15 protein-coding genes are annotated in these 14,246 nt (G+C 65.8%); 8 read left to right on the top strand and 7 right to left on the bottom strand.

Annotation, left to right across the window (positions count from 1 at the left end; translation table 11 throughout):
- The first annotated feature begins 22 nt into the window (after nucleotides 1-22).
- From QFZ21_RS10790 to QFZ21_RS10780, 3 genes are read left to right on the top strand one after another with little or no spacing between them, the layout of a single operon-like run.
- On the top strand, nucleotides 23-694 hold the full coding sequence (locus QFZ21_RS10790; protein WP_307377736.1) for a M15 family metallopeptidase: 672 nt from the start codon (nucleotides 23-25) through the stop codon (nucleotides 692-694).
- The gene (alr, locus tag QFZ21_RS10785) at nucleotides 691-1,818 is read left to right on the top strand and encodes an alanine racemase (protein WP_307377733.1); all 1,128 of its coding nucleotides are present in this window, start codon (nucleotides 691-693) and stop codon (nucleotides 1,816-1,818) included. Before QFZ21_RS10790 ends, alr begins: the two co-directional genes overlap by 4 nt.
- Entirely contained in the window at nucleotides 1,815-2,798 is a 984-nt protein-coding gene (locus tag QFZ21_RS10780) for a D-alanine--D-alanine ligase (protein ID WP_307377730.1), read from the top strand. Before alr ends, QFZ21_RS10780 begins: the two co-directional genes overlap by 4 nt.
- Here the strand turns inward: QFZ21_RS10780 and QFZ21_RS10775 are convergent.
- Nucleotides 2,795-3,793 carry a DUF2510 domain-containing protein gene (locus QFZ21_RS10775; protein WP_307377727.1) on the bottom strand — a complete coding sequence of 333 codons (999 nt, stop codon included), beginning with the start codon at nucleotides 3,791-3,793 and terminating at the stop codon, nucleotides 2,795-2,797. The two genes, QFZ21_RS10780 and QFZ21_RS10775, sit on opposite strands and share 4 nt — an antisense overlap.
- 63 nt (nucleotides 3,794-3,856) lie before the next feature.
- Here QFZ21_RS10775 and QFZ21_RS10770 point away from each other — a divergent pair, with 63 nt between their 5' ends.
- Both QFZ21_RS10770 and QFZ21_RS10765 read left to right on the top strand, forming a co-directional pair.
- Complete coding sequence (locus QFZ21_RS10770) at nucleotides 3,857-4,483, top strand: DUF1349 domain-containing protein (protein WP_307377725.1); 627 nt, start codon at nucleotides 3,857-3,859, stop codon at nucleotides 4,481-4,483.
- Nucleotides 4,484-4,702: 219 nt separating this feature from the next.
- Nucleotides 4,703-4,891: a hypothetical protein gene (locus QFZ21_RS10765; protein ID WP_307377723.1), complete on the top strand. Its 189-nt coding sequence runs from the start codon at nucleotides 4,703-4,705 to the stop codon at nucleotides 4,889-4,891.
- Nucleotides 4,892-5,187: 296 nt separating this feature from the next.
- Here QFZ21_RS10765 and QFZ21_RS10760 read toward each other — a convergent pair whose 3' ends face one another.
- The 5 genes from QFZ21_RS10760 to QFZ21_RS10740 all read right to left on the bottom strand — a co-directional run bounded on the left by QFZ21_RS10760 (nucleotide 5,188) and on the right by QFZ21_RS10740 (nucleotide 10,087).
- Entirely contained in the window at nucleotides 5,188-6,090 is a 903-nt protein-coding gene (locus QFZ21_RS10760) for a CPBP family intramembrane glutamic endopeptidase (protein WP_307377720.1), read from the bottom strand.
- 142 nt (nucleotides 6,091-6,232) lie between these two features.
- The gene (locus QFZ21_RS10755) at nucleotides 6,233-7,270 is read right to left on the bottom strand and encodes a DUF418 domain-containing protein (protein ID WP_307377718.1); all 1,038 of its coding nucleotides are present in this window, start codon (nucleotides 7,268-7,270) and stop codon (nucleotides 6,233-6,235) included.
- Nucleotides 7,271-7,377: 107 nt separating this feature from the next.
- Complete coding sequence (gene bla / locus QFZ21_RS10750) at nucleotides 7,378-8,304, bottom strand: class A beta-lactamase (protein WP_307377715.1); 927 nt, start codon at nucleotides 8,302-8,304, stop codon at nucleotides 7,378-7,380.
- A gap of 99 nt (nucleotides 8,305-8,403) precedes the next feature.
- Complete coding sequence (locus tag QFZ21_RS10745; RefSeq protein WP_307377712.1) at nucleotides 8,404-9,102, bottom strand: CPBP family intramembrane glutamic endopeptidase; 699 nt, start codon at nucleotides 9,100-9,102, stop codon at nucleotides 8,404-8,406.
- A gap of 64 nt (nucleotides 9,103-9,166) precedes the next feature.
- Nucleotides 9,167-10,087 (bottom strand): MerR family transcriptional regulator, encoded by a 921-nt coding sequence (locus QFZ21_RS10740; protein ID WP_307377708.1) that lies wholly within the window; start codon nucleotides 10,085-10,087, stop codon nucleotides 9,167-9,169.
- Nucleotides 10,088-10,583: 496 nt separating this feature from the next.
- On the opposite strand from QFZ21_RS10740, the gene QFZ21_RS10735 reads away from it, so the two are divergent.
- Entirely contained in the window at nucleotides 10,584-11,003 is a 420-nt protein-coding gene (locus QFZ21_RS10735; protein WP_307377705.1) for a hypothetical protein, read from the top strand.
- A 271-nt stretch (nucleotides 11,004-11,274) separates the two neighbouring features.
- Here QFZ21_RS10735 and QFZ21_RS10730 read toward each other — a convergent pair whose 3' ends face one another.
- A complete protein-coding gene (locus QFZ21_RS10730) occupies nucleotides 11,275-11,568 on the bottom strand; it encodes a hypothetical protein (protein WP_307377702.1) in 294 nt (97 codons plus the stop codon).
- A gap of 297 nt (nucleotides 11,569-11,865) precedes the next feature.
- On the opposite strand from QFZ21_RS10730, the gene QFZ21_RS10725 reads away from it, so the two are divergent.
- Both QFZ21_RS10725 and QFZ21_RS10720 read left to right on the top strand, forming a co-directional pair.
- Nucleotides 11,866-12,990, top strand: coding sequence for a serine hydrolase (locus QFZ21_RS10725; protein ID WP_307381291.1), 1,125 nt, complete (start codon nucleotides 11,866-11,868; stop codon nucleotides 12,988-12,990).
- 414 nt (nucleotides 12,991-13,404) lie between these two features.
- The gene (locus QFZ21_RS10720; RefSeq protein WP_230108561.1) at nucleotides 13,405-14,142 is read left to right on the top strand and encodes an ABC transporter ATP-binding protein; all 738 of its coding nucleotides are present in this window, start codon (nucleotides 13,405-13,407) and stop codon (nucleotides 14,140-14,142) included.
- Nucleotides 14,143-14,246 lie beyond the last annotated feature (104 nt).

Below are 14,246 nucleotides of genomic sequence, written 5' to 3'. Positions count from 1 at the left end.
GGCATCCTCCTTCACTGGAGACATGAACACCAGCACGATCCCTGTCTCCCGCCCCGCGCGGCGCCGTCGACGACTCATCGTCACGGCGGTCGCGCTCGCCGCCGCCGTGATCCTCGCCTTCGCCGTGCAGCAGTCGCTCGCCGCGGCATCCGCTGCCGTCCCGAAGCCGACGGCGACGTCGTCGGCTCCCGCCGACACTCCGGCGCAGCAGGTGAACGGCTCTCCGATCGCCCCCAGCGACGCCGACGGGGTGATCCGCGAGGGCGACCAGCCCACGGTCTTCGACACCGATCGGGTCGCGGTCGGCAAACTCGATCCCGCACTGCTCGACGCGCTGCAGCGTGCCGCGAACGATGCGGCGGCCGACGGCCTCGAGTTCCGGGTGAACAGCGGATGGCGTTCCGCCGCACTGCAGGAGCACATGCTGCGCGAGGCGGTCGTGCAGTACGGCTCCGAGGCCGAGGCGGCGCGCTGGGTCGCCAGCCCCACGACCTCGGCCCACGTGTCGGGCCAAGCCGTCGATCTCGGTCCGCTCCCGACGCTCGACTGGCTCGCTCAGCGCGGCTCGGACTACGGGCTCTGCCAGATCTACGCCAACGAGTCATGGCACTACGAGCTGCGACCGGATGCCGTGAACGAAGGGTGTCCCGAGATGTACTCGGATCCCACCGAGGACCCGAGGATGCAGCCGTGACCGCCGTGCTGATCGCTCCTGAGCGCACGCGGCTCTCGCTCCTCTCCGCACCGACGCTCGCGACGCTGCCGGATGCCGTGGGCGAGAACGTCCACCGCGTGCGGGCCGCGACCGACGCCCGGATCATGGCCGTGGTCAAGGCCGACGGCTACGGCCACGGCGCGGTCACGGTCGCCCGGGCGGCGGTGGATGCCGGGGCCGAGTGGTTGGGGGTGACGGATGTCGCGGAGGCCGTCGCACTGCGCGACGCCGGTCTCGCCGTGCCGATCCTGTCGTGGCTGAACCCGGCAGGGGTGGATGCGGCGGAGGCCGCTGCGCATCGCGTCGACATCGCCGTCGGGTCGGTCGAGGAGCTGCGTGACCTCATCGCCGATGCGGGTGCTCCGGTGCGGGTGCACCTGCACCTGGACACCGGGATGTCGCGCGGGGGGAGCCCGTTCGAGGAGTGGCCGGAGCTGCTGCGGGTCGCGCGGCAGGGGCGCGGGCGCATCGAGGTCGTGGGGGTGATGGGGCACCTGCCGCGAGCGGACGAGGGGGATCCGCGCGCGAACGCGGCCGCCGTGCTGCGCATGCGGCAGGCGCGCGACGCGGTGCTGCGAGAGGGGTTCGGGCCCCTTCTCGTGCACCTCGCCGCGACGTCGGGAGCGCTGACGGATCCGGCGACGCACTTCGGAATGGTGCGCATCGGGGCGGGGCTCGTCGGCATCGACCCCTCCGAGACGGAGACGCTGGACGGTGCCGGGCGCTTCACCGCGTCGGTCGTGCACAGCGCCGCCGTGCCGGCCGGAACCCCGGTCGGTTACGGCGGAACGTACGTCACGGCATCTGCCACGCACCTCAGTGTCGTCGGAGTCGGTTACGCCGACGGCATCCCCCGGGACCTGGCAGCCGGTGCATCCGTGGAGATATGCGGCGCGCGGCATCCACTGGTCGGACGCGTGTCGATGGATCAGATCGTCGTCGACACGGGCGCGGCGCAGTTCCCCCGGGGGACGGCCGTCACCGTCTTCGGTCCCGAGGGTGGAGCGGTGCCGTCGGTGCAGGAATGGGCGCGGTGGGCCGGAACCATCCCCCACACGATCGTCACCGGAATCGGAACACGAGTGCAGAGGAGCATCGCATGACAACACACGTCCTGGTCATCGGCGGAGGGCAGAACCCCGAGCACGAGGTGTCGCTGGCGTCGGCCGCCGCCGTCTCCGCGGCGCTGCGGATGGGAGGTCACGCGGTGAGCTCCGTGACGATCGATCGGGAGGGCTTCTGGCGTGCCGACGGCATCCCGCCCTGCGACTCTGCGGCGGAATCGCTGGGTCTCGCGCTGCGGCTCATCGCCGAAGCCGACGTCGTATTCCCCGCAGTGCATGGAGCGCTCGGTGAGGACGGCGCCCTCGCCGCGCTCGTCGCTTTGGCGGGCACGAGGCTCGTGGGTTCCGACCTGCGCGCCGGCGCGATCGGCATGGACAAGTGGGCCACCAAGCTGGTGGCGGATGCCGTCGGCATCCGCACCGCGCGGGGCAGGCTGGTCGCGGCGGACGACATCGGCGACGTCGAGTTCGAGGGCGAGGTGGTGGTGAAGCCGGTGTCGGCCGGGTCGAGCTACGGCGTGAGCCTGGTCACCGAGGAGGACGAGCTTCTGGGCGCACTGCACACCGCGGCGCGCTTCGACCGCCGCATCCTGGTCGAGGAGGTCGTGCGGGCGCGGGAGATCGACGTGGCCGTGCTCCGCGAAGCGGGCGGCATCCGCTGGGCTGCGCCGCCACTCGAGATCCACGCTCCGGGGCTCTTCGACACCGCGACCAAGTACGACGGGAGTGCGCGGTTCACGGTGCCGGCGCTGCTGGACGCGGCCGAGACCTCAGCGCTCAAACGGGCCGCGATCGCGATGTTCGACGCCCTCGGCTGCGACGGCGTCGCCCGGATGGACTTCTTCCTCACCGACGAGGGGCCGGTGCTGAACGAGGTCAACACGATGCCGGGCCTGACGGCCGCCTCGCAGGTGCCGCGGATGTTCGCCGCCGCGGGGGTGGAGTACACCGACCTGGTGGCGCGGCTGGTCGCGGGTGCTCGCGTTCCCTCCTCGACCGTGCCGGTCTCGATGCTCTAGCCGCAGGCATCCTGTGCATCGAAGCCCACTTCCAGTGTCGCAGCGCCGGAGGGCTTGGCGTTGGCGACGGCGAACAGTTCCTCGTCGGTCAGCGCGGAGTCGTAGTAGAACTGCCCCATGCAGGTGTACTCGGCCTCCTCCGTCCCCACGGTGCCATTGCGCCGATCCGACTGGGCGAGGCCGCGGCTGATCTCGTCGACGGTGGGACGACCGTCGAGCTCCGTCGGCGGCTCGAAGGGCACAAAGGGGATCGGGTCGGTGGCCCCGGGCTGCGGGTCGCACTGCAGCGATCCGTTCAACATCACGTTCTGTACGTAGTCGTACTCCTCCTCGAGCGGGTCGTAGCCGTCGACCACCAGCCACAGGCTCTCGTCAGAGACATCCGACTCCCAGAGCCACTCGCCGAGGCAGGGGAAGAATTCGGGCATGTCCTGGTAGATGTTGACCGAGGGGTCGGCCTCGATCGCGATCTTGATCGACTCCGTGACCTCCTCCACCGGCGGTCGGCCCACGTACGTCCCGCCGTCGGGGTGGGTGAAGGTGGGAGTGGGGGTGGGCGCGGGCTGCTGAGGGCCGGCCTCGACGGACGGCGTGTTCGCCAACCCGGTGGCGATGACCGCGAGAACGACCACGAACCCGGCCACAGCGCCGACCGGTGGAAGGGCCATTCCCACGATGGAGGGCCACTTGGTGGTGTTCTTCTTGAACACCCCGATGAGCGAGACGACGAATGCGGCGAAGAGGATCGCGAGAGCGAACGCGAAGGTGGCGGGGAAGAAGGCGAGCACCGTTCCCACGACAGCCAGCCCCAACCCGATGAACCCGAGGACGGGGCGCGGCCTGGTGACTGGGCTCACGTCATGCGCGCCGGGGTTCTGCGTGGGAGGCGCAGAGAGCTGCTCCGGTGCGGGGGCGAAGTGGTCGGACCACTGGCTCCCGTCCCACCACCGCTGACGACCTGAGCCGTCGTCGTACCATCCCGCGGGCGTGCTCATGCGCTCTCCTTGCTGCTGGCCTGGCTTTCACCCTATGACGGGTCGTCACGTTAGCCTGATCGAATGTCGGTACACATCCCCAGCATCGAGACCTCGTTCCGTCCCTTTCCAGACGACCGCTGGTCGGTGGATCCTGCGTCGGGCAGCATCAGCGTGACCAGCATTCCGGGCACCGACATCTTCACCGACCCAGGTGGCGACGACGGCGACCAGGTCACGTCGTCGACGCTGCACAACGCCGCCACGCTTCTGACCGACGCTCCCGCCGGCGACTTCCAGCTGAGCGCGCGCGTACGCGTCCGCTTCGCCGGCACGTTCGATGCCGGCGTGCTGTTCCTGCGCCACGACCGCGAGACGTGGGCGAAGCTCTGCTTCGAGTTCTCGCCGCGCGGCGAGGGCATGATCGTCAGTGTCGTCAACAATCGCGTGTCCGACGACGCCAACGCCTTCACCGTCGACGGTGATCACGTGCACCTGCGTGTCTCTCGGAAGGGGACGGTTTTCGCCTTCCACGCCTCCTTGGACGGCGAACGATGGATGCTGATCCGCGCGTTCGCGCTCCCGAACAGCCACAAGACGCTCGAGGTCGGATTCGAGGCCCAGTCGCCTCAGAGCGACGGCTGCGACGTCGTCTTCGACGAACCCCGCCTGGTGGAGCGCACGATCTCCGACTTCCGCGACGAGTCGTGAACGACCGTTCTTCTCGCTGCTGATCACCGACCGACCCCCCGCTGACGACCTCACGTCGGGGGGAATGTCGGGTCGTGGCGGGCGCTCGAGAAGGCCGGATTCCAGAGGGTGAGAGAAGGCGACATGGAGCCGGACAACCCGATCGATCCGCCGCTGCACGTGGTGTCGCGGATCGACCGACCGGCCGACTGAGAGACTGATGGCGACGAGAGGCTGAACATGGAACCCAATCGCCAAGAGTTTGGTCAGATGGCCGGCATCAACGAAAACCCGGTCGGTGCTTCCTTCCGAGAGCTGAGTGAAGAGGATGCAAGACCTCGTGCGATGCTGTGGTCGTCTATCGGCGTTGGTGCGCTCGTTCTCGCCGTCGGAGGGTATTTCCTCGGCTCATCGATTGGCTGGTTCTGATCGCGGGTCTTGACCACCAAGTGGTGGCAAGTTGGCTGCGGACTAGCTGCCACCACTTGTACGTAGCGGCCGAAGGTAGATCGACCGGTTTCAACAGAGAGTCGCGACTGCTGCCCGCGTCACCGATCAAGAGGGGCGCCGCCGAAAACAATCGTTTCCGGCAGGCGCACCGAGGTTGCTTTACGGGGATCCTCGGTCACGCCAAACGAGGACTCTCGTGATCGGACAGTTGCACCACTTGTCGTTTCTCACGAAACTTGTCGGATTTTCCCGAAAGCTGTCATCGTGTCGGCGTATCAGAGGGATTTGTCTCCGTCGACGCGGAAGGTTCTTTGACTCTTGGAGCCCTGCCCGGGCGAGACGATCGGGCCGGTTCTTCTGGTCATCCACCACACCCACGCCGTGATGACGAGATGCAGTGCGCACGGGAGGAGCATGATGGCTGACCCGACTCCGTCGGAGCGGTCGTTCGCTGCAGTGAAGTCCGCGTGGAAGACGAGAAGGACGAGGAAGCCGATGGTGTTGTTCACGGCGTGCACGACGATGCCGATCTCGAGTCCGCCGCTCCTCCAGGTGATGATCGCGAGTGTCGAGGCGAAGACGAGGTAGTACAGGTTCACCCATGGGTCGGTGGAGAAGTGGACCACAGCGAAGACGAGGCTGGAGACCATGATGCCGAGGATCAGAGCGGTGCGGGGTCCGCGCGCCCAGCTCGCCGCGACGCGGAACACGAGGCCGCGGTAGCCGTACTCCTCGCCGGCAGCCTGCAGGGGCGTCAGGAGAAGAGTCATGAGGAAGACGTAAGCGAGGCCCGCCGTCGTCCAGGTGGTGGTGGCGTTGTCCATCACGAGGTTCGACACCACGAGGTTCACTGCCCACAGCGGGACCACGACGAGCATCGCCTTGCCGAACAACGCCGTGCGGAAGACGCCGAACACCGACGTCAGCGAGGCGGCACTCACCCCGTAGAGCCAGCGTTGGATGAGCATGCTCCATGGGATGAGGAGCGCGATGGGCAGCATGGCTGCGATGTGGATCGTGCCCGTGTATCCGGTCAGTCCCAGTGCTGCGTCGACGCGGAAGGCGATCTGGACGGCGCCGAGGGTCATGCCGAACATGCCGCCGACGAGCAATCCGATCGCGAGGAGCCCGCGTCCGATTCGGCGCTTGTCGCCGCTCAGGGCGTTCTGGTATTGCACGCCGGGGGGAATCGCGCGAGGTGTCCGGGTGCGTGGCTCCGGGGGGCTCATTGATGAGGGGGAGGGTGTGGGATCGGACGACATGTTCTTCCTTCTATGTGGGGCCCAGGGCTCCGGGGTGTCTGGTTCTCCGGGCGGTGGCTCAGGATGCCGGCTGCTCGGTGCTGTCCTTCTCTGCGCGTCTGCCTTCCGGGCGCTTCCACCAGGTGGCGGCGCGCCAGACCCATTCGATGGGTCCGTAGGAGTGCGTGCGCAACCACAGGCGCGAGAGCACCGACTGGAGTGCGATGACGGCGAGGCTGGCGAGCACCACGGGGAGCATGCTGGGCATCGACGGGAAGTCGATGATTCGGGTGAGGACGAAGAAGATCGCGGCGGCACCCACGTAGTTGCTCAGCGCCATTCTGCCGAGCGGATCGAAGACAGCAGCCAACGGCCTGCGCAGCCGGGTGCGCCATAGCAGCGCGAACCCGGTGACGTAGAGCCCCGCGAAGATGATTCCGAAGGCTCCGCCGATGGTGAAGCGCGGATCCCCGGGCTCGGTCGACTGCCAGAACAGTGCGGGCACCGCCAGTGCGAGCAGAACGGCGAAGGGCAGGGCGATGGCACGCCCGCCCTTCTCGAGTGCTCGCGGGAGCCCCAGCGCCGCGGAACCGGCGCCGAGGAGGATCAGGCCGAAGAGGGTCGGGGTGCCGCTTCCGAAAAACGCGAGGGCGGCTACAGTCGTCAGGCCACCGAGAATGGCCACCGCGATGGGCGGGGTGAGCAGGATCACCGGCAGCGCGAGGAGGCCGATGATCCCGTACTCGAACAGGATGTTGCCGGGGTAGATGAGCGCGAGGGCAGCGCCGATCAAAATCAGGAAGAGCATCCGCCGCAGCATCACCGCCCAGGGGCGATGCGATCCGGCGCGACGTCGGGCAGAATCTAGCACGAACCAGAAACTCATCCCGAACAGGAACGCGAAGATCGGAACGAATCGTGTCTGCACGAAGAGATCGAGAATCACGCGAGTCGGCTCCGGTTCGCGCAGGTGACCCGCAGTGGCCAGGCGGGAGCTCACCTCGGTGATATCGACACTGTTCACGAGCAGGATTCCCGCGAGCGCGAACCCCCGGATGCTGTCGATGAGAGCCCAGCGGGGCGAGGTCAGTGACTGTCGAGGGGGCTGTTGTTCCATGATTGATTCAATCTGTTGCGCGCACGCGCTTCATTTCTTTCGAGGACGATCATGCTCGGTCGTGAGGTGTCTTCGTTCAGGTCCGCGAAGGGCGCGACGGGACCGTTTCAGAACTCGGCGAGCAAGTCGCGTGCAACGTGCGCGACGGCCTCATCGGTGTAGACAGCGGCGGGATCCTTCGTGGCCGTGAGTATCGCGATGTAGATCTGCTCACCTGATTCGGTGGTCACCACGGCGACGTCGTTGCGTACGCCTCCCGCTCCTCCGGACTTGTCGGCGACGGTCCACCCCGAAGGTGCCGCAGCACGGATGAGGGAGTCCCCGGTCGCATTGCCGTTCATCCAGTCCAGGAGCGTCTCACGAGAGCCCTGCTCGAGCGCGTCACCTTCGAAGATGGTCTTCAAATTTGTCGCGAGGGCTAATGGCGTGCTGGTGTTCCGGTCACTTCCGGGGACGACGGCGTTGAGCTCGGGCTCATACGCAGTGACGACGGTCGTCGGGTCTCCCAGCGCGCGGAAGAAGTCCTGGACACCCGACGGGCCGTTCAACGACTCCATCACCAGGTTGGCGGCTGCGTTGTCACTGTCACGCACGGCAGCTTCCGCCAGCGCATCCAGGGTGAGCCCGTCGTCGAGGTGCTCGGAAGTGACCGGCGAGTATCCAGCTACATCGAGCTGGGCCTGCTTCCAACGGACGATCGTCTCGCGCTCATCGACCGGCGCGGAAGCCAGCATGGCAGCAGCGACGAAAACCTTCATCGTCGACGCGTAGGGCATCCGCGCCTGGCCGTTGTATTCGACGACCTGTCCGCTCTCCCCGATGGCGAAGGCACCGACCGTGACGGCGAACTCCGCTTCGATCCTGCCTATGTTGGCGGCGATCTCAGCACTGGTCTGGGGACTCGGAGAAGCGGTCCGATCGCCCTGCGGGGGAGCGCCCCCATCCGAGATGCCGCTGCAACCCGCCATTGCCATCACCGCGGTCACCGTCAGCACCGCGAACGCCGACATCCTCTTCATCGCTCTACTTGTCATGGTCGTTCCTTTCGCGGCACTCACGAGCCTTGCGTGCTCATCCCGTCGCGTCACAGGATCGCGGTCGACGGGACCGTGCACATCTCCTGCGGAATTAGGTCAGCTGAACGAGTAGAGGATCAGGAAGGCGGAGTTGTAGACGATGTGCAGGACGACGCCGGGCCAGACCGACTTCGTACGAACCATCAGCCACCCGTTTATCAAGCCGACGAGAAGAGCCGACGGGAACACGAGGTTGATGCCGTGCCATACAGCGAAGATCAGCGCGCTCACCACGATGGCGACCCAAGCGCCCCAACGCTCGAAGAAACGGGTCAGGATCCCGCGGAACAAGAGCTCCTCGCCCAACGGCGTCAGGACAGCTCCGAAGAAGATGGTTCCCACGAGCGCAAGTACTCCGCCGGAGGCGGCTGCACGCAGGGTGTCTTGAGAGTCGTCGATGCCCGGGTAGAGATGTTGGATCACCGTGTCGAACGTGAGGATGACGGCGAAGCACGCGGCGGCCAGGAGGACGGCGATCAGGAGCCATCGCGGGCTAACCCGTCGGACCCCGAAGGCGGAGAGATCACGAATGCGGGAGAGGACGACGATCGCAAACACGAGGATCGGCGCTGCACCCGAGAAAAAGAGCCCGACGACCCCCTCCAGTGCCGGTGTGGGCGCGGGGAAGATCCCCAGCAGAGCGATGCCCACGCCATAGATCAGCACGGCGGCTACCAGAGCGATGACCAGCTCCAACCACTGCGGTCGACGTTCTGTGTCGGTCGAGGCTTCTACTTTCACGGTGTTGTTCTTCATGGACGTCATTGGACACCGTGCCCTTGGGGCAGGGTCAACCGCGAAGCACCGTGGCGCGGATCGATCACACCGTTTGATCGTCCGCCGCGTCCGCCTTTCGGACGATGTCATGCGCGCGCGCCAGAGCGCGCAGCTGGCCGTGATTGAAGGCGTCGACCACCGCCGAAGACAGAGCCTCCTGCGCGAGATTCCCCTTTGTCTGGGTGGCCGATCGCAGATCGGAAGCCCAAGGTAACCGTTCGCGATGTGCTGCCATCGACACCGCGAGGAGCTGTGCGACGTCGTCGATGGTCCTGTCGTCGGACTCGTCGGTGAGGGCTTCGAACGGTTCGCTCGCCTCATCCGGCTCATTCAGGAGCTCACTCGTGTCGTGGAGCGCCGTCTCGTTCAGGACGCGGGAGTACACGGTGAGCAGCCCGCGGTACTTCTCTGGAAGGCCGTCGGCGGAGTGAGCGAACGGCGTGGGCGTGTCGAGGGGTGCGCGGTATCGCAGGAGCAGGGCGAGTTCCGCCCGCACGCGCTGCAGTCTTTCGATGCTCGCCTCGAGTTCGGCATCGAGGACGGCGATGGACGCGTCGGTATCGACCGTACTCGTGGCTAGCGTTCGGATCTGGGCGAGGGAGATGCCGAGATCGCTCATCCTCTTGACCTGCAGAAGTCGCACGAGATGAGCGGTTTGGTACTGCTTGTAACCGTTGGCCGCGCGCTCCGGCTCCTCGAGTAGCCCGACCTGATGGTAGTGCCGGACAGTTTTCACTGTCGTGCCGGCCAGGTCGGCCAGCTGTTGGGTGCTCCACGCCATGCGTTTCTCCTCCGTCTTCGATCTCAATACCAGCAGGTGCCCCAGCGGCAGAGTCAAGCGAACGGCATGACTTGACTCGGCCCCAAGGGCACGGTGTCCTCTCAATCCATGAAGAAATTGAGCGCTGTCCTCGCCGTCCTCGCGGGTCTCGGAATCCTTATCGCCGTATCCTTCACCTTGCACAACAACAACCCGAACGTCCTGCAGTTCCTCCCTGACCCGATCACAAACTTCATGTCCGACTTCGGCTGGGTGTCATGGATCGGGAGCGGCGTGGCCCTCATCGCGATTCTGAGTCGGCTGTATGTCGAAAGTCGAGTCGAGAAGGCGCAGTCGCGTCGCTCCGATCGGTAGCGTTCGATCCGACCGGCTGGGAAACCGCACTGAGATCGCAGCGAAAAATTGACCCTGCCCTTGGGGCAGATTCGACACTCCCACCATGCACAACACTGACGACATGAACCACATCTCAGAGGCCGCAACGGTACCAGAGAGTCCCCGCGCTCTCGATCGCCCCGGAGCTCGCTCGGGTTCGCTCCCCGAACACAGCCTGGAGTCTGGGCTCCGGGCAATGCGCGGGAGCGGGCCGTTCAGATACACGTTGACGATGGGTCGTGCAGATCCTGCAGATGTAGCGACGGAAGAAGTGAAGTCCTGGGCCGCGAGGGTGGGGGAGAGCGTGACCAGCGGTGAGTTGCGCGGCGTCCTCGATCTCGGACGACGGCGCTCCATCGGCTACCGCCCCGGCTTCTCGCTGATCGAAACCGACGAGACAGCCTGGGGAGGCCGCCCCGGAAAGAGGATCTCGGCGGTAGCCGAGGCGCCGGCGTCTTGGCGATTGGGGCCCGTGGCCGCGATCCGCGCGCTGCAATCGCCTCTCGCGGTGGAAGACGATGGGATACTTCACGTCAGCGGCTCTCTGGTGCGAGTTCTACGCGTCACGCTCGACGCGGCGGTTGCGACTGTCACCCTCGAAGGCCCCGCGCATCGCATCATCTTCGAGAGCGGCGGCCGGGTCACCTCGCTCGAGCTTGAACCGACTGAGGTCAAGCCCGCGGAGCTGGAATGGGACCGCCTGCCGAAGGAACCTCTGTGGTGAGTAGCGCTGCAGGGCACGGATCGCGAGAGCTCGAACCTGAAGACGCGCCGTCCGGCATGAGCGTCCGCGGAACCAGCGTTCCGTTCTAGAGCGGCCGCGATGTCGCACATCAGATCTTCTGCCGAAATCGATCGTTTTCGGCAGCGCTTGACCGCATCCGACGACGCCGCTCTGATCGGCTGCGCACGGCTGGGGGCCCCGGTCCTATGCTTCCCCTAGTCGGTGCACAGGATGCGATCAGCGATATCGCGGCGCCCGATTGAAGTATCAATCACGGTTCGTAAGTGACCTGCACATCTATCTCCTTGCCGAGCTCGAGCTCAACACGTTTGGCGAGGCTGCGACCTTCTCGCTTCCACTGCAACCGCTCGGCCTCCTGCTCGGGCAGATTCGGTAGGAAGAGTTCCTCCCACTGAGCGTTCCAATTGATGAGTTCCTGGATGAGCTGCTCTGAGAGTCCCGAGGTTTCGGGGTCGATCGGGCCAGGATTTAGTTCAGGGGTGCGCTCCCATACCGGGAACGTGTCCCCGTACTCTGGCGAGAGTTGCAAGAGACGTCGAGACATTCGTATTCTCCTGATTTGAGCGGTCTACCACCGAACCAAGTTTGTTCCGGTGCACTGAGGTCCTGGCATAGCCGTGATGATCCGCTGCCCTGTCTGTCCGATGAACATGCGCTGCCTGTTTGACCCGCCAGGTGCGGTCGAGGTGCTTCCGCTGCTGGAATCGTCAGGATCGTCAACTTGCCAGGTTTGCTGGCCCCGTCTGGGGTGACACCAAGGGACGTAGGATTCCTCTCCGGGTGGATGTGCGCCTGCGCGAAGCCATGGTTACATCGATTGAAACGACGTGCTCGCTTGAGCGTGGTCGCGCTTCCCGTCATCCAAGAAGAGAGACCGATTCATGGCCCATTCGCCCCAGACCATCATTGCGACCGGCAGCGGCCACAGCGCACATTGCGGAGCCGGCCAGGTGCGGAGGACTCGATGAAGACGACGACGGATGTAACGGCGGCGCTGCACGACGCGGCGATGGCGACCGGATTCAGCGGCATCATCCGCGTCGATCGCCCTGGGGCGGAAGCGTTCGCGCAAGCGTACGGATTCGCGGATCGTGCACGGCGGCTGGCGATGACAACCGCCAGCCGATTCGTGGTCGCCAGTGTCGGCAAGGGCTTCACCGCTCTGTCGGTGGGGGCTTTGATCGACGATGGCGTCCTCTCGCTCGACAGCCCGGTGCGGCCCTTTCTGGGCGGCGATCTACCGCTGATCGACGACGCGGTCACGATCGAGCATCTGATGGCGCACACCTCGGGGATCGGTGACTACATCGACGAGTCGACCGGGTCGATCACGGACTACGTGATCGACCGTCCTCTTCACGAGCTCGACACCACCGAGGCCTTCATCCCGGTGCTGGACGGGCGCCCGCAGGCGAGCGCCCCGGGGGAGAAGTTCGCGTACTGCAACAGTGGGTTCGTGGTTCTGGCGCTGATCGCGGAACGAGCATCCGGCGTGCCGTTCCATGATCTCGTGCAGCGCCGGGTGTTCGCCCCGGCTGGAATGACGGCGAGCGGTTATCCCCGCACCGACGACATGCCCGGCGATCTATCCGTCGGTTATCTCGGTGATGACGATGACCGCACGAACATTCTGCACCTCCCGGTGCGCGGCAACGGAGATGGTGGCGCCGTCACCACAGCGGCTGACCTGCGCTCCTTCTGGGGCGCACTGTTCGAGCACCGCATCGTGTCGGAGCGCACCCTTGCGGCTCTCACCGAGGCGCAGCACGCCGTGGATAGCGAGCATATGCGGTACGCCCGGGGGTTCTGGCGCGGCTGGGATTCGGCAGCCGTGATGCTCGAGGGATATGACGCGGGAGTCTCGGCCCGCACCTGGTTTGACCCAAACTCAGGGGTTACGGGAAGCATCATCGCGAACACGTCTGACGGCGCATGGCCGGTGGTGGGGGCAGTCGAATGGCCGTGAATACAGGATGTTCAGCGTCGGGCCAAGACTGCGCACGAACCTCCGTCTGCATACCCTCAGGTTGACAATTCGGGATGATCTCGCCGAGGCGCACCGGCTGCATCGCCAGCTGGGCTACAAGCCCCTTCCTCTGTTCTCGACGTCGCCTTACGCTGACAATCAACTCGCGAAGGTACTACTCGAATTCCGCTAGAGGGCTGTCGAGGTCGCGGCATCGCTCTCGCTATCGGGATGCGCCTAAACGATCGTTTCCGGCGCGGTCTCGTGCAGCAGGTCGAAACGCTCGCCCCAATCGTCGGTCAGAAGGGCTGTTCGGCAGACGTTTTCGGCTGAACTGTGGTGGCGGGGCGGATACGCCAGAAGTGGCGGGTTGCCGATGTGTGCTCTGGCGGGACCGGTCGATAGGTTGGGAGCATGACCGGCCCAATTGTTGCTGCCTCGAACGTCACCAAGTCGTATCCGGGCGGCCGGAAGGAGCCGGATGTCAGTGTCTTGAAGGGCGTCTCTCTCGAAGTCGCTGCGGGAGAGATGGTCAGCATCGTCGGGCCGAGCGGGTCGGGAAAGTCGACACTGCTGTATTGCCTGTCTGGTTTGGAGAAGCCCACAGCCGGCAGCGTGCATCTCGCAGGTGAGGATGTGACGCGCATGGGGCGGAGCGCCGTAGCGGCGGTTCGCCGAAAGCATGTCGGGTTCGTGTTCCAGTCGTACAACCTGATCCCGTCGCTGAACGCGCGCGAGAACGTCGCGCTTCCTGCACGTCTGGCGCGCACACCGATCAGCCGCGCGGAAGCAGATCACGCTCTCGCGCAGGTTGGACTCGACGACCGAGGCTCCCACAAGCCGAGTGAGCTATCCGGAGGTCAGCAGCAGCGCGTCGCGATCGCCCGCGTGCTCGCCGCTCGCCCAGCCATCGTGTTCGCCGATGAGCCGACCGGAGCCCTAGACACGACATCGGGTGCGGAGGTTCTTCGCCTGCTTCGGGCGGTGACGACCGATGCCCGCTCGGTCGTCATGGTCACCCACGACTTGGAGGCTGCTGCGCTTGCCGATCGGGTGCTTGTGCTGCGGGACGGGCTGATCCACTCTGAACTGCGCACTCCGACACCCGAGGCGGTCTTGGAAGCTATGGCGCGAGCACGGGAGAACGCGTGATCACGCTGATTCTGTCCGACCTCCGCGCGAACGCGCGCGTCTGGGTCGGGATACTCCTCGTCGCCGCGGCCGCCGGTTTCGCGGCCAGCATCGGTGCCGGCCTC

This window comes from Microbacterium sp. W4I20 (assembly GCF_030816505.1).
Classification (GTDB): Bacteria; Actinomycetota; Actinomycetes; order Actinomycetales; family Microbacteriaceae; genus Microbacterium.
The sequence above is the reverse complement of the archived record's forward strand: the minus strand, read 5'-3'. Positions and strand labels throughout refer to the sequence as shown.

Excerpts from the sequence above, each read along its gene's own strand:
- QFZ21_RS10790 (WP_307377736.1), top strand. The coding sequence starts at position 23 with ATGAACACCAGCACGATCCCTGTCTCCCGCCCCGCGCGGCGCCGTCGA.
- QFZ21_RS10780 (WP_307377730.1), top strand. The coding sequence starts at position 1,815 with ATGACAACACACGTCCTGGTCATCGGCGGAGGGCAGAACCCCGAGCAC.
- QFZ21_RS10775 (WP_307377727.1), bottom strand. The coding sequence starts at position 3,793 with ATGAGCACGCCCGCGGGATGGTACGACGACGGCTCAGGTCGTCAGCGG.
- QFZ21_RS10770 (WP_307377725.1), top strand. The coding sequence starts at position 3,857 with ATGTCGGTACACATCCCCAGCATCGAGACCTCGTTCCGTCCCTTTCCA.
- QFZ21_RS10765 (WP_307377723.1), top strand. The coding sequence starts at position 4,703 with ATGGAACCCAATCGCCAAGAGTTTGGTCAGATGGCCGGCATCAACGAA.
- QFZ21_RS10755 (WP_307377718.1), bottom strand. The coding sequence starts at position 7,270 with ATGGAACAACAGCCCCCTCGACAGTCACTGACCTCGCCCCGCTGGGCT.
- bla (WP_307377715.1), bottom strand. The coding sequence starts at position 8,304 with ATGACAAGTAGAGCGATGAAGAGGATGTCGGCGTTCGCGGTGCTGACG.
- QFZ21_RS10745 (WP_307377712.1), bottom strand. The coding sequence starts at position 9,102 with ATGAAGAACAACACCGTGAAAGTAGAAGCCTCGACCGACACAGAACGT.
- QFZ21_RS10730 (WP_307377702.1), bottom strand. The coding sequence starts at position 11,568 with ATGTCTCGACGTCTCTTGCAACTCTCGCCAGAGTACGGGGACACGTTC.
- QFZ21_RS10720 (WP_230108561.1), top strand. The coding sequence starts at position 13,405 with ATGACCGGCCCAATTGTTGCTGCCTCGAACGTCACCAAGTCGTATCCG.